The following is a 19023-nucleotide window of genomic DNA, read 5'->3' on the forward strand; positions in this document are numbered from 1 at the left end:
GGTTCGGCCATGCACACAGATCCGATCTTCATCATTGCCAGTGCCCTCGCCATAGCGGCGTTGCTGGCCAGTGCCGCGACCCACAAGTTGCGCGCACCGGCCCGTTTCGCCCGGCAGCTGGCGGACTACCAACTGCTGCCACAGGCGCTGGTGCGTCCGGGCGCGCGCCTGGTTCCGTTAGTGGAATTGGCCGTCGCGTTCGCCCTGCTGGTTCCGGCCACCCGTGGCTGGGCCGCAGTGGCCGCCGCCAGCCTGTTGGCCCTGTACGCCGCCGCCATCGGCATCAACCTGTGGCGTGGTCGCGCGGACATCGACTGCGGTTGCGCAGGTCCCGACCAGGCGCAACCCCTGCGCCCGGTCCTGCTGCTGCGCAACAGTGCGCTGGTAGCACTGGCCCTGCTGGCCAGCGTGGCGCCAGTGGCCCGCGACCTCAACCTGTTCGATGGCTTCGTGACCCTGGCCGCCGCCGCTGTTGCGCTGCTCATCTACGCCGCCGCCGATGGCTTGCTGGCGAACTCCCCTCTTCTGCTCAAATTGATTGGTAGGTAATCGAAATGGAAGGCTTGATTGTTTCCAACGTTCTGCTCTGGGTGCTGCTGGTGGCCGTGGCGTTTGTCGTCATGGGCCTGGTGCGCCAGATTGGTGTATTGCACGGGCGCCTGGCGCCAGCCGGCGCGCTGATGGTCGACAAAGGCGTGGCGGTCAACGAAGCCGCGCCACAGATCACCGCTTCGGACCGTCACGGCCGCCCGGTGAACTTCGGCTATGCCGGTGAAAAATCGCAACTGCTGTTCTTCCTCTCGCCGACCTGCCCGATCTGCAAGTCGCTGCTGCCGGCGATCAAGTCCATCGCCAAGGAACAAGCGGGCAGCCTCGACGTGGTGTTCGTCAGCGACGGCGACATGGACGCCCAGCAAGCGCTGATCCGCGAGCACAAACTGGAAGATGCGACCTACGTGGTCGGGCCGCAAGTGGGCATGACCTACCAGATCGGCAAGCTGCCGTACGCCGCGCTGATCGACAAGTCCGGCACCCTGCGCGCCAAAGGCCTGGTCAACTCCCGCGAGCACCTGGACAGCCTGTTCGAGGTCGAGCATCTCAAGCACGCCACGCTGCAGCAGTACCTCAATGCCCAACCGCACACCCACGACCACAGCCACGGCCATAGCCACTGATTAAGGCAGGGAGACCTTTATGAAACTGCTGGATCTGTTGTTTGAGCGTTCGACCCGCCGTGTGGCCGACACCACTTCGCGCCGTAAACTGCTGGCGCGCATGGGCTCGCTGATGGTGGCCGGCGCCGCCCTGCCCCTGCTGCTGCCGCTGGATCGCACCAGCAAGGCCTTGGCCGCCGAACCTGCGCAAGCCGGTGACCCGGGTGATCCGAACAGCTGCGACTACTGGCGCTACTGCTCCATCGACGGCTTTCTGTGCAGCTGCTGCGGCGGCTCCGTGACCTCCTGCCCGCCGGGCACCGAGGCCTCGCAAGTGACCTGGATCGGCACTTGCCGCAACCCGGCCGACGGCAAGGACTACATCATTTCGTACAACGACTGCTGCGGCAAGCAAAGCTGCGCCCAGTGCGCCTGCACCCGTAACGACAGTGAAGAGCCGGCCTACCGCCCGTTCAACAACAACGATGTGAACTGGTGCCTGGCCGCCAAGTCGCACATCTACCACTGCACCGTTTCGGTCATTCGTGGCGTCGCCGTTTAACGCGCACTTTGCGCCGGTTGCTCACGCAACCGGCGTTTTTTTTCTGACTGCATTTCTTTTTTTCTGCTCACTGCACCTGTAGGAGCGAGCATGCTCCGGGCGGCGTTCCGACGATGGTCGTTAACGATAACGCGTGTTTACTGGCTAAACGCGGTGTTCTCAAGTCCATCGTCGGGACGCCGCCCGGAGCATGCGCGCTTCCACAGAGATCCAGGGCAAAACCGGTCATCAGCGGAGTTGGATGCATGCGTACTTTGATATTGCTCGGTCTCGTCTGCGCCCTGAGCGCCCCGCTTGCCTATGCCCGTGCCATTCCCGACCCGACGCAGCGTCACGCACCGGGTAACGAACAAGCGCAAAAAGAAATTGCCCGGGCCGGCTACAGCGTTGGCGTGAACTACCAGTTGCAATGCGCCGGTTGCCATTTGGGTGACGGTACGGGCTCCGCCGCCAACGACACGCCAAGGATGAAAGGCTTTGTCGGCAATTTCCTGAAAGTCCCGGGGGGCCGTGAATTTCTCGTGCGCGTGCCCGGCATGTCGCAATCGGCATTGAACAATGCTCAGCTCGCCGACCTGCTCAACTGGCTGATGCGCAAAGACGGGATGGCGGGTCAAAGCGTGCCGGCCGATTACCAGCCCTATACCGCTGAAGAAATCGCCGCATTGCGCGCCAGTACCATGCTCAACCTGCCCGGTACCCGCGGCGAACTGATCAAGGCGATGCGTGCGAAAGGCATCGCGATTGATGACGGGATGAATTACTGAAGACCTCGGTACCTTATTTGAGCTGGCTTGCCAGCGATGACGGCCTCGAATATTACGTCGCCCACCGCAACGCCATCGCCAGCAAGCCGGCTCCTACAAATTTGTGCAGTGCCCACCAATCACCATGCACCCGCGATCCCTGTAGGAGCTGGCTTGCCAGCGATGGCGGCCTCAAATATTGCGCTGTCCCTCGCAACGCCATCGCCCGCAAGCCGGCCCCTACAGATTTGTGGGAAGCCAAACAGTCAGCATGCGCCCTACACCCATTTGGCGTCCCACAACGGGTAGTCATGCACACGCCTGACGAGACCCGCGCGTATCGGGTTGGCGACGACGTAGCGCGCCGCTGCCAGTAAATCCTCTTCGTAGCGAATGGCACGGTCGTGAAAGCCCTTTTGCCAAACGCTCCCTGTTCGTCCCAGATAGGTATTGATTGCTCGTGCGCTGCGGGATTTGGTGGCCAGCATCAAGGCCGGCAAGGTGCTGTGCTTGAGTTCGACCAGCCAATGGAAATGGTCGGGCATGACGACCCAGGCCAGGGAGTCCACGAGGTCTTCAGTATGTGCCTGTTGAAATTGCCGGATCAGGACTCGCCCTGTCGGCCAATGGGCGAATAGCGGTTCACGATTACGGGTCACTGCGGTGAGCAGATAAATACGCCCGGATTGGGAATAGCGTCCGGCACGCAAGCGATTAGCGTGGGGAAGATCAGGCATTCCGTTGCCCTCCTTTGTTCAAACCGAAACACAAGGCTAGTGCGCCGGAATGAGGAACGTTGCCAACGTTTGATTCTGGATGTGACTGTTCGGCCGTGATCGCCAGCAAGCCGGCTCCTACAGATTTGTGCGGTGCCAACCAATCAGCATGCACCCGCGATCCCTGTAGGAGCTGGCTTGCCAGCGATGACGGCCTCGAATAAGGCGTCGCCCACCGCAACGCCATCGCCAGCAAGCCGGCACCTGCAGATTTGTGCAGTGCCAACCCATCAGCATGCACCTGCGATCCTGGTGGAGCAGGCTTGCCTGCGAACTGTGGCGTGTGCGAAAGCCGAGCGTCGATGGCATCATCACCCGCTACGAAGGTTTCGATGCTGCAGGCGAACGGGTCATCCAGTTGTTCGGCGTGCGCAAGCCGGACATTGCCGAGCGTGACGACTGGCGTGCCCTGGCAGAAACCGCACCACTGTGATCGCCTAAGGAATAGTCCCGATGCGTATGAAAACACTGCTTGCCTGTGCCGGCGTGCTCGTCAGCCAGATGGCCGTCGCCGACGCCCTGCCCCAGCGCTGGGTCAGCGCCGGTGGCGCATTCAGCGAATGGGTGGTCGCCCTCGGTGGCGAAGGCCGACTGGTGGGTGTCGACAGCACCAGCCAGCACCCGCAGACATTGCGCAGCCTGCCAAGCGTCGGCTACCAACGCGCACTGGCCGCCGAAGGCATTCTAGCCCTGAAGCCGGACATTCTGGTGGGCAGCACTGAAATGGGGCCGCCACCGGTGCTGGAGCAGCTCAAGGCCGCCGGCGTGCGCATTGAAATGCTCTCGGCCAAGGCTGACGTAGCGGCCCTGCAACACAACCTGACTGAGCTCGGCCAATTGCTGGGCAAGCAAACCGAGGCGCAAGCCCAGACGGCCGGTTACCTCAAGCGCCTGCAAGCCCAGGCTGACTGGGTCAAGCAAGCACAACAGCAACACCCGCCACCGCGGGTGTTGATGCTGCTCAGCCACTCCGGTGGCAATCTGCAGGTCGCGGGCAAAGACACCCTGGCGGCCTGGATGGTCGAGCAGGCCGGTGGCACAAGCCTGGGCGAGCACAACGGCTATAAACCGGTCTCCAACGAAGCCATGCTGGCCCTGGACCCGCAGGTGATCATCTTCGCCGGTGGTCGCCTGGAGAGTGACGCGGCACGTGCGGCGCTGCTGCAGCAGAACCCGATCCTGGCGCAAACCCGCGCCGGGCGTGATGGCCGGGTGCTGGTGATCGATCCGACGCTGCTGGTCGGCGGTCTTGGCCCGCGCGTACCGGATGCCCTGAGCCGTCTCTGCGCAGCGTTCTACCCGGACGTAAAAACCGCCGGGATCAGCCAATGACGGCCATTTTCCGGCCGCGTCCGACACTGATCTTCCTGGGGTTGTTGCTGATCCTGGTGTTCTGGCTGTCCCTTGCCCTGGGACCGGTCAGTCTGCCCCTAAGTGATACCTTGCTGGCCGGGCTGCGCTTGCTCGGCTTGCCGCTCGACGTTGGCGACACCCAACAAGCGGAACTGATCCTGGGGCAGATTCGTTTGCCGCGCAGCCTGCTGGGGATTGCCGTCGGTTCGGTACTGGCGTTGTCCGGCGTGGCGATGCAGGGGTTGTTCCGCAACCCCCTGGCGGACCCGGGCCTGGTCGGTGTCTCTGGCGGTGCGGCACTCGGTGCGGCCATCGCCATTGTCGGTGGCAGCCTGCTTGGCGGCTTGCCACCCGCTGTCGAACCCTACCTGCTGTCGGTCTGCGCCTTCGCTGGCGGCCTGATCGTCACGGCGGTGGTGTATCGCTTTGGCCGCAAGAACGGGCAGACCGATGTCGCCACCATGCTGTTGGCAGGCGTGGCGATGACGGCCATGGCCGGTGCCGGGGTCGGGCTGTTTACTTACCTGGCCGATGACGCGACCTTGCGCACCCTGACCTTCTGGAACCTGGGCAGCCTCAACGGCGCAAGCTACCCGCGTTTGTGGCCGTTGCTGATCGTGGCCGTCGGCGTGGCGCTGTGGTTGCCACGCCGGGCGGCGGCGCTCAATGCGATGCTGCTGGGCGAATCCGAGGCCCGCCACCTGGGCTTTAATATCGAGCGGATCAAGCTGGAACTGGTGTTCTGTACCGCACTGGGTGTCGGCGCCGCTGTTGCTGCAGCCGGCTTGATCGGATTCATCGGTCTGGTGGTGCCGCATCTGATGCGCCTGCTGGTCGGTCCAGATCACCGGGTGTTGCTGCCCGCCTCGTTGCTGGCCGGTGCCAGCCTGTTGCTGCTGGCCGATCTGGCCGCGCGCCTGCTGCTGGCGCCGGCCGAGTTGCCGATCGGCATCGTCACAGCGCTGATTGGTGCTCCCTTCTTTCTCTATCTGCTGGTACGAGGGCGCTCCTGATGCTGCGGGCAAACAATTTGCTGGTACGCCGTGGCCAACGCACGGTACTGGCGAACATCGATATCGCCTTGCGCCCCGGTGAAGTGCTTGGCGTGCTCGGGCCGAACGGCGCGGGCAAAAGCACCCTGCTCGCCGCCTTGTGCGGTGAATTGCCGGCCAATGAAGGCACAGTCAGCCTCGACGAGCGCAAGCTTGCCGACTGGCCGGGCCAGGAGCGGGCGAGACGCCTGGCCGTGTTGCCGCAGAGTTCGAGCCTGAACTTTGCTTTCTCGGTCAATGAGGTCGTGGGCATGGGTCGCCTGCCTCACGCCAGTGGCCGCGTGCGCGACGCGGAAATTATCGCCGAGGCGCTGCGGGCCGCCGATGCCCTGCACCTGGCCGGGCGCAGCTATCTGGCCCTGTCCGGGGGTGAACGCCAGCGCGTACATCTGGCGCGGGTACTCGCCCAGTTGTGGCCGGGCGCCGAAGGCCAGACCCTGCTGCTCGATGAGCCAACCTCGATGCTCGACCCGTTGCACCAGCACACCATTCTGCAAGCGGTGCGCGACTTCGCCGGGCGCGGTGCGGCGGTGCTGGTGATCCTTCACGACCTCAACCTGGCCGCGCGTTATTGCGATCATCTGCTGTTGCTGCAGGACGGCCTGCCCCATGCCTACGGAACACCGGCAAACGTACTGACCGCCGATGCGCTGGCGGCGGTGTATGGGTTGCAGGTGTTGATCCAGCAACATCCGGAACGTGGTCACCCGTTGATCATCGCGCGCTGAACCGCCACCTACTCTGGTGGAGGGGCCTTTGCCAATACAAGGAAATCCGATGCGCTTTCTGTTGCTCTGTGCATTCAGCCTGCTGGCTGCCTGCCAAACCCATCACGTCACGCCGCCTCCGGCACCGATTGCTCCCGAGGGGCGAGATCACACTGACCTGGGCGTTATCCGCGAACTGGCCACGGGCCGTACGCTGACACCCCAGGAGCTGGTCCAGCGCCTGGCCGTTACGCCCCGCGTGCTGGTCGGCGAACAGCACGACAACCCGGATCACCACGCCCTGCAACTGTGGCTGCTGCGCGAACTGGCGGCGCAACGGGCACAAGGCAGCCTGCTGATGGAAATGCTCAATCCCGACCAGCAGGCCAGGGTCGATGCCGCCCAGGCGACCATTCGAGCCGGTGAGCCTGTGGCCGACCCGTTCAAGGCGCTGGCCTGGCAGGTCAACTGGGACTGGCGCGTTTATGGCGCCCTGGTGGCCTACGCCTTGCGCCAGCCGTATCCGCTGCTGTCGGCCAACCTCGACCGTGCGCAGATCATGCAGATCTACAAACAGCGCCCGGTGCTTGAAGGCAGCGCCTCGACCACGAAACAGGTGCAGGCGACCCTGCTGGAAGACATCCGCCAATCCCATTGCGGCCTGCTGCCCGAAGCGCAGATGCCGGCGATGCTTGCCGTGCAACAGCAGCGTGACCGACGCATGGCCGAACGCCTGATGGCCGCACCGACCCCTGCGCTGTTGCTGGCTGGCGCCTTCCATGTGCGTAAGGACCTGGGTGTGCCGCTGCACCTCAAGGACCTGGGTGCAGGTGAAGTTGATGCGGTGTTGATTCTGGCCGAGGTGGGCAAGACGGTAACGGCCGACAATGCGGATTACGTGTGGTACACGGCGGCTCAGCCGGAACAGGATCATTGCGCGGAACTGCGTCGTTAAACCCGACGGCACGCAATACCCGAAACACAGTCGTAAGGAGGCTTGCCGTTGTAAGGGGGATTGGTTGTGGCAAGGGGGCTTGTCGGACCGCCGCACCGCCCCGTTCGGCTGCGAAGCAGCCGCAATGCCGGACACCTGGTATGTCTGACAAACCACGATTGCAGGGTATGGGGTCGCTTCGCGACCCAGCGGGGCGGTGAGGCGGTCCGGCAAGCCCCCTCGCCACAGGCCTGGTTTTTGCCCAAAGACCCTCACTGAAATTGTATTCACCCTCAATCTCCAGCGCGACACTATGTCACGCCTTGGCATCGGTCCAATGGTCGAATCCGCCCGTCCCGCACCAGCACAGTTTGGTACCATCCCCGGGTTTTTCACGACTGATCCGTCAACCTGCCGATAATCCGGCAGGCTTCACAGGATATTTTTCTGCATGAGTACTCTGTATACCCGCCGAACCCTCCTGCAAGGCATGGGCCTGTTGAGCCTGGGCCTGCTCGCCGGCTGCGATGGCAGCAGCAAGCTGTCGTTCAAGTACGGCAAGGACCTCAGCGACAAGATCATGGGGCGTAACTTCAAGCTCAAGGACACCCAGGGCGAAACCCGCATGCTGGGCAGCTATCGCGGCATGATGCCGATGATTTTCTTCGGTTTCACCCAATGCCCGGCCGTCTGCCCGACCACCTTGGCCCGCGCCGCCCAAGCGAAGAAACTGATGGGCCGCGACGGCGAAAGACTGCAGGTGATCTTCATCACCCTGGACCCCGAACGCGACACCCCCGAACTGCTCGACAAATACGTCAAGGCCTTCGACCCGAGTTTTGAAGCGCTGTACGGCACCCTCGAAGAAACCGCCGCCACCGCCAAGGAGTTCGGCGTGTTCTTTGAAAAGGTCCCGAGCGGCGATACCTATACCCTCTCCCATACCGCGACCAGTTTTGTCTTCGACTCCCGGGGCAACCTGCGCCTGGGCTTGTCCACGTCCCTGACGGCAAAAGAGTGCGCAGAAGACCTGCTCACCGTGATGGAGGTTTGCTGAATGAATGCCCCACTGGCAAAAAACCGCTTTGCGCAACGCTGCAAGCAACTGGCGCTGAGCCTTTCCCTGATCGGCATGAGCTGGCAAGTGTTGGCGCAAACTCAAATCGAGGACGCCTGGGTGCGTGCAACAGTCGCCGGTCAGCCTTCGAGCGGCGCCTTCATGACGCTCACCGCCAGCGAAGACAGCAAGCTGCTGAGCGTGCAATCGCCCGTGGCGAAAACCGTGCAGATTCACCAGTCGAGCATGCAGGACGACGTGATGAAGATGCAGCAGGTGCAATCCGTGGCGCTGCCGGCGGGCAAGCCGGTGAGTTTTGATCCCCACGGCTATCACATCATGCTGATGAACCTGACCGCGCAGATCAAAGAAGGCGACAAGGTACCGCTGACCCTGACTGTGGAAAATGCCAAGGGCGAGAAAGAGTCGATTCAGGTGGAGGCCGTCGCAAAGGCGCTCGCCACGATGGATCACAGCAAGATGAGCCATGATCACAGCAAGATGAACTGATATTCCCACACATAAAAAATCGTCCGAAGGCTGGGGCCGCGTTCGGACGATCTTTTAATCCTGACGTTTAGAAATCCACAGTCGCCGACAACTCCAACGTCCGCCACTCGACCTCGGTTTCATTTCGGCTCAGACCAGCTTGACCACCGTATTGATGTTATTGCGGGTGGCTTTGGAGTAAGGGCAGTACTGATGCCCGGTGTCGACGAGCTTCTGCGCCGTCTCGCGATCCAGCCCTGGCAGACTCACGTTGAGCCGGGCCTGCAGGAGATAGCCACCTTCATTGGTGCCCAGATCGACTTCGGTATCAACGGCCACGTCCTTGGGCATTGCAACCTTCATTTCCTTGGCGGCGACTCCCATGGCGCCGATGAAACAGGCAGACCAGCCGGCGGCGAACAGTTGCTCGGGATTGGTGCCGCCACCGCCCGCGCCGGGGGACGACAGTTTCACGTCAAGGATGCCGTCAGAGCTGCGCGACGCGCCGTCCCGGCCTCCCGTGGTATGGGTTTTTGCGGTGTACAGTACTTTGTCGATCTGATTCATGACGACCTCCTGTTGAATGGAAGAAAACCGGATCTTCAATAATAGTCGTCACCCATCCACGCCGAGGCCCAACCGACAGGCGCCGTGCCCCGGTTATTTCCGCGCCAGCTTGTACTTGAGGCAGTCTTGATAAAAACCCTGGCGGATCGCCTCCGGTTTCAACCGCGAGGCGCTGTCATAGGTTTGCTCGGTAATGCCCATTGCCATCATGCGCATCCAGCTGCGGGAGAACTTGTAGGCCTGGATTTTCTGCCGCGCAGCATACAGTGAAACCCCCGAGAGCTTGAGTTCCTGTGCCCTGGCGGCAGTACCCGCACCCCAACTGCACTGGTAGCGGTCGCCATCCTTCAAATCCCTGCCGTGGGCAGCGCCTGCCGTTGCCACCATTGCCAGAGAAACCAACGCGATCCCTGTATTACGCATCGCTAATCCTTAACCATTTGAAAATAAAATGATTTTCGCGAATTACAGAGCAGCGCGGGGCCAGTATAGTGCCCTACCGTTCGTCGGACTGACCTGAGTCAAATCTATGACGGTCATTTCTTGCGACATTCCAAACCTTTGCTATAGATAACACACACTCTCAGCAACCAATGAGGCATCTGAATGTCAGTCGCGAAAAAAATGACAGTGGGGCAACTGACGATGTTGACTGCCGTCAACATGTTGGGCTCAGGCATCATTCTGTTGCCAACGAAACTTGCCGAAGTGGGCGGAATCTCGATTCTTTCCTGGCTGATCACAGCCACCGGCTCCCTGGCACTGGCCTATGCCTTTGCCCGTTGCGGGATGCTCAGTCGCAAGACTGGCGGTATGGGCGGTTATGCCGAATACACCTTCGGTAAAGCCGGTAACTACATCACCAACTACACCTATGGCCTGTCGCTGTTGATTGCCAACGTGGCAATCAGTATTACCGCGGTCGGCTACATACAGGTGTTGCTCGACGTCAAACTCGATCCGCTGCAAGTCGGTCTGGCGACCATTGCCTTGCTATGGATCACCACCTTCGCCAACTTCGGCGGCGCGAATATCACCGGTCGCATCGGCGCGGTCACCGTCTGGGGTGTAATTGCCCCGGTGGTGCTGGTATCCACCATCGGCTGGTTCTGGTTCGACAGCAGCGTCTATGCGGCCGGCTGGAACCCGCACAACATGGGCATGCTCGAAGCCGCAGGCGCCTCGGTGGCGATTACCCTGTGGGCCTTCCTTGGCCTGGAATCGGCGTGCGCCAACACCGACGCGGTGGAAAACCCGGAGCGCAACGTACCCATCGCGGTACTGGGCGGCACCCTGGGCGCGGCAGTGATCTACATCGTCTCCACCAACGTCATCGCCGGCATCATCGACAACCCGGAACTGGCCGCCTCTACCGCACCGTTCGGGCTGGTCTTCGCCAAGATGTTCAACCCCATGATCGGCAACATCGTGATGGCCGCAATGGTCCTCGCCTGCGTCGGCTCGTTGCTGGGCTGGCAGTTCACCATTGCCCAGGTCTACAAAAGCTCGGCTGACACCGGTTACTTCATTCCGATCTTCGCCAAGGCCAACAAGGCCGGGACACCGATTATCGGCATGCTGGTGCTGCTGGCGGCACAGACTGCGCTGGCCTTGCTCACCATCAGTCCTGACCTGAGCAAACAGTTCGACACCCTGGTCAACCTCGCGGTGGTCACCAACCTGGTGCCGTACATCCTCTCGATGGCCGCAATCATGACCATGCAAAAAGTCTCCAACGTGCCGCAAAGCAAGGCCCTGGCGACCAACATCATTGCGCTCGTCGCGGCGGCCTACAGCTACCTGGCGCTCTACAGTTCCGGTGCACAGGCAGTAATGCTGGGCGGCGCGGCGACCATTTTCGGCTACACCATGTTCGGCTTCGTCAACAACCGCCTGATTCGCCTCGAAGCTCTCAACAACAGCGTACCGACGCAAACCGTCAGCGCGCAGCACCTCACTGGTGAGCCAGTGCCGGTGAACAACCTGAATAAATCCACTTTGGAGGTTCAATCATGACGGACTATAAACATTCCCTCGGGATGCTCGCGCTGCTGGCCAGCCCCCCACCGGATAAACGTACGGTGTTCGGCCGCGCTCTGGATCAGTTGGTTCACGATCTCGAAGGACGAGGCGTCAGTGTTCTGGCGTCGGAAAGCCTCAAGGACACTGCGTCGATCCTGCGCACAGACACTGCTGTGCAATGCTTGCTGATCCACTGGGAAATGGACGAAAGCAAAGACCACGAAGACTGCATCAAACTGCTGGTCAAGCTGCGTGAGCGCAACACCCGGGTGCCGGTGTTCCTGATCAGCGACCGGACCACTGCGTCGAGCATTCCACTGCTGGTCATGCAACACGCCGACGACTTCATCTGGTTGCCCGAGGACACCTCGCGCTTCCTCAGCGGGCGCATTCTCGCGGCCATCGAACGCTATCGCCAGGCCGCACTGCCGCCAATGTTCGGTGCGCTGGTGAAATTTGCCCGCACCTATGAATACTCCTGGCACACCCCCGGCCATGCCGGCGGTACGGCGTTTTTGAAAAGCACCGCCGGGCGGGCCTTCTACGAGTTTTTCGGGGAAAACCTGCTGCGTTCCGACCTGTCGATTTCCGTTGGCGAACTCGGCTCGCTGCTCGACCATAGCGGCCCCATCGGCCAGGGCGAGCGTTATGCCGCCAAGGTCTTCGGCGCGCACCGCACCTACTACGTGACCAACGGCTCGTCGATGTCCAACCGCGTCATCCTCATGGCCAGCGTTACGCGCAACCAGATCGCCCTGTGCGACCGTAACTGCCACAAGTCCGCCGAACATGCGATGACCCTGTCCGGGGCCCTGCCGACCTACCTGGTGCCTACCCGCAACCGCTACGGCATCATCGGCCCGATCCTGCCGCAAACCCTTAGCGCCGCAGGCGTGAAGGCGGCAATTGCGAGCAACCCGCTGGTCAAGGAAGGCATCGACCCGACTCCGGTGCACGCGATCGTTACCAACTCCACCTACGACGGCCTGACCTACAACGTCACCCGCGTCGAAGAGTTGCTGGGCGAAAGCGTCGACCGCCTGCATTTTGACGAAGCCTGGTACGGCTATGCGCGTTTCAACCCGCTGTACGCCGGGCGCCACGCCATGCACGGCAACCCTGAAGATCACGACGAATCGAAACCGACCGTGTTCGCTACCCAGTCGACCCACAAGTTGCTGGCCGCCCTGTCCCAAGCGTCGATGATTCACGTGCGCAACGGCCGCAACCCGATCGAACACGCGCGCTTCAACGAATCGTACATGATGCATGCCTCGACCTCGCCGAACTACGCGATCATGGCGTCCTGCGACGTCAGCTCGGCGATGATGGAGGCGCCGAGCGGGCAAATCCTCACGACCGAGTCGATCGAAGAAGCCATCAGCTTCCGCCAGGTCCTCTCGCGAATGCACAACGAGATGCAGAGCAAGGATGACTGGTTCTTCACCTGCTGGCAGCCGCCGACCGTGAAGGTCGGAGCCACCACCGTGCCGTTCCATGAAGTCGACCCGGTGCAGCTCAAAACCGACCAAAATTGCTGGGTACTGCATCCCAACGAGGTTTGGCACGGCTTCGGCGACATCGAAGACGGCTATTGCATGCTCGACCCGATCAAGGTCTCGGTACTCAGCCCGGGCATGGGCGACGACGGCAACCTGCTGGCCAGCGGTATTCCGGCTTGCGTCATCACCGCCTACCTGAGCCGCCAGGGCATAGTCGTGGAGAAAACCACCGACTTCACCATCCTGTTCCTGTTCTCCATCGGTATCACCAAAGGCAAGTGGGGCACGCTGCTCAACGCCCTGCTGGACTTCAAGCGTGACTACGACGACAACGCCGACCTCGAGCTGTGCCTGCCCGACCTGTACAGCGCCAACCAGCAACGCTATGGCGGCATGGGCCTCAAGGACCTGGCCGACGAAATCTTCGCCGCCATGAAGAAACACAAGACCACCTACAACATGTCCCAGGCCTTCGGCACCCTGCCCAAAGCCGAGTTCAGCCCAGTGGAGGCCTACGAAAAACTGGTGCGCAACGAGATTGAACTGGTGACACTCGACCAGGCCGCCGGACGCCTCGCAGCGACCGGTATCGTGCCCTACCCGCCAGGCATCCCGCTGCTCATGCCGGGCGAGAACGCAGGCCCTGCGGACGGGCCGTTGCTGGCCTACCTCAAGGCCCTGGAAGCCTTCGACACCTCCTTCCCGGGCTTCACCCACGACACCCACGGGATTGAAGTCGAGGATGGCGTGTACCGGATGCTGGTCCTGAAATAAGGTAACAAGTTTCACCGCAAGCCCCCCTGTGGGAGCGGGCTTGCTCGCGAAAGCGCACTGACATTCAAAGTTGAAGTCGACTGACACTGCGCTTTCGCGAGCAAGCCCGCTCCCACACTTGATCTCCTTCAGTCAAAACCCTATGGGCAAAATCAATCACAGCGCTCTATGATTGAACCCCATGACCACCGCCATTCCTCTTCGCCAACCCTGCCCACCCGGCGCCTGCGACTGCGGGCGTGACCCGCTGCTGGACACACCGGGGGCGGACCTGCGCATCCTGTTTCTGACCCGCGCCGAAGAAAAACGCCTGATCGAGCGCCTGGAAAACCTGCAAAGCCTGAGCGACCTCGAACACCTGCAACGACGCATGTTCGAGCAACTGGGCATACGCGTTAACATCGCCCCCGGTTTCAACGAAGTACGGACCATGCGCGGCATCGGCATCAACATCGCCGAACTGCCCGGCCTGTGCCGCAAGACCCGCGCGGCCATCCCCGCCGCCATCCGCCGGGCCATGGAAAACCGACCGCAAATCGCTTACGAACTGCTCAATGCCAACGACCTGTTGCGCGATGCATAGCGGCCATGCTCCAGTGTGCAGGATTTCCCATTGCCCAAGCCGGCGCTCAGGTGTTCGATAGAAAAATGGCGACTGCAAAAAGATCTCACCATGGTTATTTTTGTCCCATTGACCGACCGACCAATGCGCCGCGGCTGGCAGCCACCCGCTGGCAAGAAACGCTTATGGAGGCAAGGGGGCCGGCTCGCTACCTTGATTTGATCAAATGATTACTGGCGATATTGTCCGTGCTATCTACGCTCATCACGGGGGACCGCACTTTTGCATTGCGGTCGTAAATGACTCTGGCGGTTTACGATTTCATGTCATTAAGGGCACTAAAATCTGTGGACCGCTCGACAATGCCTTGATTCCAGCTATAAACGGAAACATGATCTGGCTATTCTGATGCCCTGACAGCACATAAAAAAAAAAACGATTTTAACCATGGAGTAAACGGCACTATGAACCCATCCCGAAAACTGCTTGTCGGCGCCGCACTGGCCGCTCTGATGCTTGGCGGCTGCACCTCGAAAGTCACTGAACGGGAGCAGTACTCCGGCTTCCTGCCCAACTACAACAACCTGCAGGAAGTCGAAACGCCGAGCGGCGGGACGGCCATGCGCTGGGTCAGCCCATCGTGGAACCCCAATGCCTATGACACGGTGGTGTTCAACAAGCTGGAACTGTATCCGGCGCCCAAGCCCGATGAGCGAGTCAATCAGCAGACGCTCAGCGAAATCCAGAACTACATGAGCAGCAAGGCCAAAAACACCCTGGGTCAGAAATACCGCGTAGTCCCCACCACCGCAACGGCGGGCTCCAAGCCCTTGATCATGCGTGCGGCGATCACCGGGGTGAGTGCCGAGACCGAAGGCATGAAGTGGTATGAAGTGGTGCCTGTCGCGGCAGTAGTGGGTAGCGTGACTGCAGTCAGCGGCCATCGTGACCAGGACACCACCCTGTTCCTCGAAGCCGAATTTATCGACGCCAAGACCAACCAGACCGTGGCCAAGGTGGTACGCAAGGTCTTCGGCAGCACCCTGGAAAACTCCAGCGAGAAGATCACCGCCAAGGACTTCAAGGTAGCCATCGACAAGCTGGGTACCGACTTCCAGGCGTTTATCAAGTAACCGATGACCTTGTGCAGGAGCTGCCGCAGGCTGCTCCTGCACGGGAGCGTGTTTTCAGGTTTTTTTCATCCCGATGCGCTTGCGCATTTCGGCTGTGATCGACTGCCGGGTTTTCGCCAGCCCCGCCCAAGGTTCATCGCCGACTTCGGCCAGGCGTTCATGCACGTTGTGCACATTCCACTGATTGCCACCCTTGAGTTCAGCCACTTCCTCACGAAACACCGGCACTGACACCGGCAACCCTTCGCGGGTTCGCACGGCGTAGGCGCAGATGGTGGTCGCGCCCAGTCCGTTGCGCAGGTAATCGATAAAGATCCGTCCCACCCGGTTTTTCGGGCCCGATACCGCAGAAAATCGCTCCGGCAACAATTTGGCCATGTGGCTGACAATGGCGTGGCTGAAATCCTTGACCTCATCCCAACCGAGTTTGCGGGTCAGTGGCACCACGATGTGAATACCCTTGCCGCCGCTGGTTTTCAGAAACGCCTTGAGCCCCAGTTCATCCAGAACCGACAGCGTCAGCTGCGTCGCTTCGACCATGCTTTTCCATGGCAGCGCCGGGTCCGGGTCGAGGTCGAGCACGAAGCGATCCGGCTTGTCGAGTTTGTCCGCCGTGGCGTTCCAGGTGTGCAACTCCACGGTGCTCATCTGTACCGCGCCGATCAGGGCTTCGGCGTTGTTGATGACCATCATCGGCTGGCCGGTGAGTTTCTGGTCCAGGGTGGTGATGCCGGGGATCGCCAGGCGTTCGGCATTTTTCTGGAAGAACAGCTCACCGGCGATGCCGTCCGGCGCGCGTACCAGCGCCACCGGGCGATCCTTGAGCTCAGGCAGAATCCATTCGGCGACGCTGGCGTAATACTGCGCCAGTTGCACTTTGGTGGTGCCGCTGCTGGCGTCAATCACCCGGTCCGGATGCGTAATTCGCACCTGGTCCTTGCCCAAGCCGATTTGTGACGGCGCCGGTTCGGTTTTCTTTGGCGTCGCCGCCGGCTTTTCGGTGGCGCTTTTTTTCATGGAAGAAGTTTTAGCAGAGGAAGTTTTCACGACTTTCGCACGCTCCTCGGTAATGTCTTCGGCGGGTTTGTCATCGCGCAGCCCATGGAATACCGCATGGCGCACCGAGCCATCCTTGGTCATTTCGGCGAAGGCCACTTCCGCCAGCAATACGGGCTTGAGCCAGTGCACATCCTTGGCCTCGAAGCCACTCGGTGGATTGACCACCGCAGGCTTTTTCGTCTGCAACGGTTTTAACTGCTTATGAATGTTGTTGAGTGTCGCTTCGTTGAAGCCGGTGCCCACCTTGCCGGCGTAGCGCAGCTCGCCACTGTCGCGATCATGCAGCCCGAGCAGCAAAGCACCGAAGGCGCTGCGCGAACCTTTCGGATCGGTAAAGCCGACAATGACGAATTCCTGCCGATGCTTGCACTTGAGTTTGATCCAGTCGCTGCTGCGCCGTGACACATACGCCGACCCCAGGCGCTTGCCGATCAGCCCTTCCATGCGCATCTGACAGGCACTGTTGAGCAAGGCTTGCGGCTCTTCGGCAAATGACTCGGAGAAGCGCAGCAGCGGGTTATCACCGGGCTTGAGCACGGTGGACAGCGCGGCGCGGCGTTCTTCCACCGGCACTTCGCGCAGGTCGACGCCATTGAGATACGGCAGGTCAAACAGGTAGTAGACGATATTGGCACTGTTATCCGAGTCGAAGGCATTTTGCAGGGCCTGGAAATCCGGCACGCCGTGCTCGTCCGCGACCACCATTTCACCGTCAAGCCAGGCCGACTCGAGGCCCAGCGCGGCCAGCGCCTGAGCCTGTTTGGGGAGTTTGTGGGTCCAGTCGTGACCATTTCGCGTGGTGAGTTTCACTTCGTCGTGGTCGATACGCGCCATGATCCGGTAACCGTCGAACTTGATTTCGTAGCTCCAGGCGCCATCCGGGACTTTTTCCACCAGGGTCGCCAGCTGCGGCTTGAGCGATTGCGGCAATGCGGCTTTGTGGGCACCGGTCAACTGTGGTGACTTTTCCTGGCGGGCGCTGGCCTTGGGCTTTTTGACCGGTTTGGGTTTGTCTGCCGGTTTTGTCTGTTTGGCGATGATGCTGCGATCACTGAGCACGCTGTCGGGTTCGGCCACCAGTACGTCGTACTCGGTTTGCGGCCGGGCGGCCGCGTCCTGGTGCTTGATCAGGAACCATTGTTCCTTTTTACCCGGCATGTGCGTGCGCACCAGGTTCCACAGGCCACTTAGCTTCTCTCCCTGCAATTCAAACTTGAGCCGGCCCTTGGCGTATGCCTGCTCGGCATCGTCCTGGGGAATCCACACGCCACGGTCCCACACGATCACATCACCGGCGCCGTAATGCCCTTCGGGAATACTGCCCTCGAAGGTCGCGTACTCCAGCGGATGGTCTTCAACATGGATCGCCAGGCGCTTGACCTTGGGGTCCAGGGACGGGCCTTTGGGCACTGCCCAACTCTTCAGCGCGCCGTCGAGCTCCAGGCGAAAGTCATAGTGCAGATGCGAGGCGTCATGCTTTTGAATGCAAAACTGCAAACCGTGGGCCTGGGCGGTTTTCTTGCGCGTGCGCTTGTCGGCGGCGGGCTCTGAAGTCGCCGAGAAGTCACGCATGCGGTTGTAGTCATCCAGGTTTCGGGCCATGGTTCACCTGCTGCTAGCGTCGGGCGTCGAAGTCGAACGCCCCTGACTAAGCAGAGCAAACCTGCGCCAGGATAATTCCATCAGCGTTGAAATCGCCCGGACAGACGGGACCGCGAAGCAACGGCGCCCTAATCAAGCTGCAGCACAATGCGATCAAACAACACCGCCCCTGGCCTGTTGCTCCAGGTGCACTTGCAATTCGGGGTCGATCTGCAATGCCGCCGCCAGCTCGTCCAGATAGTTGCGCTCGGCGTCCTGTTGGTCGTCCACCAGCATCACACTGGCCAGGTACATTTCCGAGGCCATGGCCGGGTCTGTCGCCGACTGCGCCACCTCAACCGGATCCAGTGGTTTGGCGACTTCATCGTCTAGCCACTGCTGCAATTGCGGGTCGTCGGTGTGGCGGCCGATTTCGCGGCTGATCATCAGCTTTTCTGTGTCGTCAATGCGCCCATCGGCCTTGGCCGCCGCAATCAACGCGCGCAGGATCGCATGGCTGTGCTCCTCGACTTCGGGACCTGCCAGCAAGTCCACCGTGCGCGGTGTCTCTTGCGGAGCCGATGCCTGACTGCGCTGCCAGGCCTGGTACGCCTGAAACGCCATCATCCCGAGGGAAGCGAGCGCGGCATAATTGGCGCCGCTGCCAGACCGGGTTTGCGCCGGGCCGCCCATGGGTGCGCCGCCCCTCGATGAACCACCACCCAGCAGTCCGCCAAGCAAACCGCCCAATCCAGCGCCACCGGCCCCGGCACCACCGCCCAACAAGCCGCCGAGCAATCCGCCCAGGTCGCCGAGCCCGCCTTGCGCCGCTGCGCCACCGCCGCCTTGCTGCGTCATCGAGCCTTGGCCGGCCCGCAGTAATTGTTCGAGCAGATCGCTGGTGTTCATGACGATGTCCTCATCAAAGGGATTGGTCCGGTCAGACAACCATAGACCTCACCGGCACATGTGCCACCTCCGTTTGGCTGACGC

Annotated in this window: 20 protein-coding genes; 15 read left to right on the forward strand and 5 right to left on the reverse strand. The window is 61.3% G+C overall.

Features of this window, described 5'->3' with window-relative positions; all coding sequences use genetic code 11:
* The first annotated feature begins 9 nt into the window (after positions 1 to 9).
* From ASE98_RS23105 to ASE98_RS23120, 4 genes are all read left to right on the forward strand, one after another.
* The gene (locus ASE98_RS23105) at positions 10 to 549 is read left to right on the forward strand and encodes a MauE/DoxX family redox-associated membrane protein (protein WP_060543631.1); all 540 of its coding nucleotides are present in this window, start codon (positions 10 to 12) and stop codon (positions 547 to 549) included.
* Positions 550 to 554: 5 nt separating this feature from the next.
* Positions 555 to 1175, forward strand: coding sequence for a methylamine dehydrogenase accessory protein MauD (gene mauD, locus ASE98_RS23110; protein ID WP_060543632.1), 621 nt, complete (start codon positions 555 to 557; stop codon positions 1173 to 1175).
* 19 nt (positions 1176 to 1194) lie between these two features.
* Positions 1195 to 1716, forward strand: a complete 522-nt coding sequence (locus tag ASE98_RS23115) for a methylamine dehydrogenase light chain (protein WP_060543633.1) — start codon at positions 1195 to 1197, stop codon at positions 1714 to 1716.
* A gap of 245 nt (positions 1717 to 1961) precedes the next feature.
* The gene (locus ASE98_RS23120; protein WP_060543634.1) at positions 1962 to 2483 is read left to right on the forward strand and encodes a hypothetical protein; all 522 of its coding nucleotides are present in this window, start codon (positions 1962 to 1964) and stop codon (positions 2481 to 2483) included.
* Positions 2484 to 2740: 257 nt separating this feature from the next.
* Here the strand turns inward: ASE98_RS23120 and ASE98_RS23125 are convergent, their stop codons facing one another.
* A complete protein-coding gene (locus ASE98_RS23125; RefSeq protein WP_060543635.1) occupies positions 2741 to 3199 on the reverse strand; it encodes an REP-associated tyrosine transposase in 459 nt (152 codons plus the stop codon).
* A gap of 253 nt (positions 3200 to 3452) precedes the next feature.
* Here ASE98_RS23125 and ASE98_RS23130 point away from each other — a divergent pair, with 253 nt between their 5' ends.
* The 7 genes from ASE98_RS23130 (at position 3453) to ASE98_RS23160 (ending at position 8851) form a co-directional block, all read left to right on the forward strand.
* Positions 3453 to 3671 (forward strand): hypothetical protein, encoded by a 219-nt coding sequence (locus ASE98_RS23130; protein WP_269084483.1) that lies wholly within the window; start codon positions 3453 to 3455, stop codon positions 3669 to 3671.
* A gap of 20 nt (positions 3672 to 3691) precedes the next feature.
* Positions 3692 to 4570: a heme/hemin ABC transporter substrate-binding protein gene (locus tag ASE98_RS23135; protein WP_060543637.1), complete on the forward strand. Its 879-nt coding sequence runs from the start codon at positions 3692 to 3694 to the stop codon at positions 4568 to 4570.
* A gap of 50 nt (positions 4571 to 4620) precedes the next feature.
* Positions 4621 to 5604: a FecCD family ABC transporter permease gene (locus ASE98_RS23140; RefSeq protein ID WP_162237416.1), complete on the forward strand. Its 984-nt coding sequence runs from the start codon at positions 4621 to 4623 to the stop codon at positions 5602 to 5604.
* Positions 5604 to 6371, forward strand: coding sequence for a heme ABC transporter ATP-binding protein (locus ASE98_RS23145; protein ID WP_060543639.1), 768 nt, complete (start codon positions 5604 to 5606; stop codon positions 6369 to 6371). The genes ASE98_RS23140 and ASE98_RS23145 overlap by 1 nt, the downstream gene beginning before the upstream one ends.
* Positions 6372 to 6420: 49 nt before the next feature.
* Positions 6421 to 7305, forward strand: coding sequence for a ChaN family lipoprotein (locus tag ASE98_RS23150; protein ID WP_060543640.1), 885 nt, complete (start codon positions 6421 to 6423; stop codon positions 7303 to 7305).
* A 430-nt stretch (positions 7306 to 7735) separates the two neighbouring features.
* Entirely contained in the window at positions 7736 to 8341 is a 606-nt protein-coding gene (locus ASE98_RS23155; RefSeq protein ID WP_060543641.1) for an SCO family protein, read from the forward strand.
* Positions 8342 to 8851, forward strand: a complete 510-nt coding sequence (locus tag ASE98_RS23160) for a copper chaperone PCu(A)C (protein WP_060543642.1) — start codon at positions 8342 to 8344, stop codon at positions 8849 to 8851.
* Between the two features lie 129 nt (positions 8852 to 8980).
* Here ASE98_RS23160 and ASE98_RS23165 read toward each other — a convergent pair whose 3' ends face one another.
* Positions 8981 to 9397 (reverse strand): organic hydroperoxide resistance protein, encoded by a 417-nt coding sequence (locus tag ASE98_RS23165; RefSeq protein ID WP_060543643.1) that lies wholly within the window; start codon positions 9395 to 9397, stop codon positions 8981 to 8983.
* Positions 9398 to 9490: 93 nt separating this feature from the next.
* The gene (locus ASE98_RS23170) at positions 9491 to 9784 is read right to left on the reverse strand and encodes a hypothetical protein (protein WP_371318043.1); all 294 of its coding nucleotides are present in this window, start codon (positions 9782 to 9784) and stop codon (positions 9491 to 9493) included.
* A 219-nt stretch (positions 9785 to 10003) separates the two neighbouring features.
* Here ASE98_RS23170 and potE point away from each other — a divergent pair, with 219 nt between their 5' ends.
* From potE to ASE98_RS23190, 4 genes are all read left to right on the forward strand, one after another.
* Positions 10004 to 11413, forward strand: coding sequence for a putrescine-ornithine antiporter (gene potE / locus ASE98_RS23175; RefSeq protein WP_060543645.1), 1410 nt, complete (start codon positions 10004 to 10006; stop codon positions 11411 to 11413).
* Positions 11410 to 13695, forward strand: coding sequence for an Orn/Lys/Arg decarboxylase N-terminal domain-containing protein (locus ASE98_RS23180; RefSeq protein WP_060543646.1), 2286 nt, complete (start codon positions 11410 to 11412; stop codon positions 13693 to 13695). Before potE ends, ASE98_RS23180 begins: the two co-directional genes overlap by 4 nt.
* 181 nt (positions 13696 to 13876) lie before the next feature.
* A complete protein-coding gene (locus ASE98_RS23185) occupies positions 13877 to 14278 on the forward strand; it encodes a hypothetical protein (RefSeq protein ID WP_060543647.1) in 402 nt (133 codons plus the stop codon).
* Positions 14279 to 14721: 443 nt separating this feature from the next.
* Entirely contained in the window at positions 14722 to 15390 is a 669-nt protein-coding gene (locus tag ASE98_RS23190) for a DUF3313 domain-containing protein (RefSeq protein ID WP_060543648.1), read from the forward strand.
* 54 nt (positions 15391 to 15444) lie between these two features.
* On the opposite strand, the gene ligD is transcribed toward ASE98_RS23190, so the two are convergent.
* Together ligD and ASE98_RS23200 are read right to left on the reverse strand one after the other, a co-directional pair.
* On the reverse strand, positions 15445 to 18051 hold the full coding sequence (gene ligD / locus ASE98_RS23195) for a DNA ligase D (protein ID WP_060543649.1): 2607 nt from the start codon (positions 18049 to 18051) through the stop codon (positions 15445 to 15447).
* A 153-nt stretch (positions 18052 to 18204) separates the two neighbouring features.
* Positions 18205 to 18939: a tellurite resistance TerB family protein gene (locus tag ASE98_RS23200; RefSeq protein WP_060543650.1), complete on the reverse strand. Its 735-nt coding sequence runs from the start codon at positions 18937 to 18939 to the stop codon at positions 18205 to 18207.
* Positions 18940 to 19023 lie beyond the last annotated feature (84 nt).

The sequence above is a fragment of the Pseudomonas sp. Leaf48 genome (assembly GCF_001421885.1).
GTDB lineage: Bacteria > Pseudomonadota > Gammaproteobacteria > Pseudomonadales > Pseudomonadaceae > Aquipseudomonas.

What these genes read in the sequence shown, in the direction of transcription:
- ASE98_RS23105 (WP_060543631.1), top strand. Translation starts at nt 10, where the DNA reads ATGCACACAGATCCGATCTTCATCATTGCCAGTGCCCTCGCCATAGCG.
- mauD (WP_060543632.1), top strand. Translation starts at nt 555, where the DNA reads ATGGAAGGCTTGATTGTTTCCAACGTTCTGCTCTGGGTGCTGCTGGTG.
- ASE98_RS23115 (WP_060543633.1), top strand. Translation starts at nt 1,195, where the DNA reads ATGAAACTGCTGGATCTGTTGTTTGAGCGTTCGACCCGCCGTGTGGCC.
- ASE98_RS23120 (WP_060543634.1), top strand. Translation starts at nt 1,962, where the DNA reads ATGCGTACTTTGATATTGCTCGGTCTCGTCTGCGCCCTGAGCGCCCCG.
- ASE98_RS23125 (WP_060543635.1), bottom strand. Translation starts at nt 3,199, where the DNA reads ATGCCTGATCTTCCCCACGCTAATCGCTTGCGTGCCGGACGCTATTCC.
- ASE98_RS23135 (WP_060543637.1), top strand. Translation starts at nt 3,692, where the DNA reads ATGCGTATGAAAACACTGCTTGCCTGTGCCGGCGTGCTCGTCAGCCAG.
- ASE98_RS23145 (WP_060543639.1), top strand. Translation starts at nt 5,604, where the DNA reads ATGCTGCGGGCAAACAATTTGCTGGTACGCCGTGGCCAACGCACGGTA.
- ASE98_RS23150 (WP_060543640.1), top strand. Translation starts at nt 6,421, where the DNA reads ATGCGCTTTCTGTTGCTCTGTGCATTCAGCCTGCTGGCTGCCTGCCAA.
- ASE98_RS23155 (WP_060543641.1), top strand. Translation starts at nt 7,736, where the DNA reads ATGAGTACTCTGTATACCCGCCGAACCCTCCTGCAAGGCATGGGCCTG.
- ASE98_RS23160 (WP_060543642.1), top strand. Translation starts at nt 8,342, where the DNA reads ATGAATGCCCCACTGGCAAAAAACCGCTTTGCGCAACGCTGCAAGCAA.
- ASE98_RS23165 (WP_060543643.1), bottom strand. Translation starts at nt 9,397, where the DNA reads ATGAATCAGATCGACAAAGTACTGTACACCGCAAAAACCCATACCACG.
- ASE98_RS23170 (WP_371318043.1), bottom strand. Translation starts at nt 9,784, where the DNA reads ATGGTGGCAACGGCAGGCGCTGCCCACGGCAGGGATTTGAAGGATGGC.
- potE (WP_060543645.1), top strand. Translation starts at nt 10,004, where the DNA reads ATGTCAGTCGCGAAAAAAATGACAGTGGGGCAACTGACGATGTTGACT.
- ASE98_RS23180 (WP_060543646.1), top strand. Translation starts at nt 11,410, where the DNA reads ATGACGGACTATAAACATTCCCTCGGGATGCTCGCGCTGCTGGCCAGC.
- ASE98_RS23185 (WP_060543647.1), top strand. Translation starts at nt 13,877, where the DNA reads ATGACCACCGCCATTCCTCTTCGCCAACCCTGCCCACCCGGCGCCTGC.
- ASE98_RS23190 (WP_060543648.1), top strand. Translation starts at nt 14,722, where the DNA reads ATGAACCCATCCCGAAAACTGCTTGTCGGCGCCGCACTGGCCGCTCTG.
- ligD (WP_060543649.1), bottom strand. Translation starts at nt 18,051, where the DNA reads ATGGCCCGAAACCTGGATGACTACAACCGCATGCGTGACTTCTCGGCG.
- ASE98_RS23200 (WP_060543650.1), bottom strand. Translation starts at nt 18,939, where the DNA reads ATGAACACCAGCGATCTGCTCGAACAATTACTGCGGGCCGGCCAAGGC.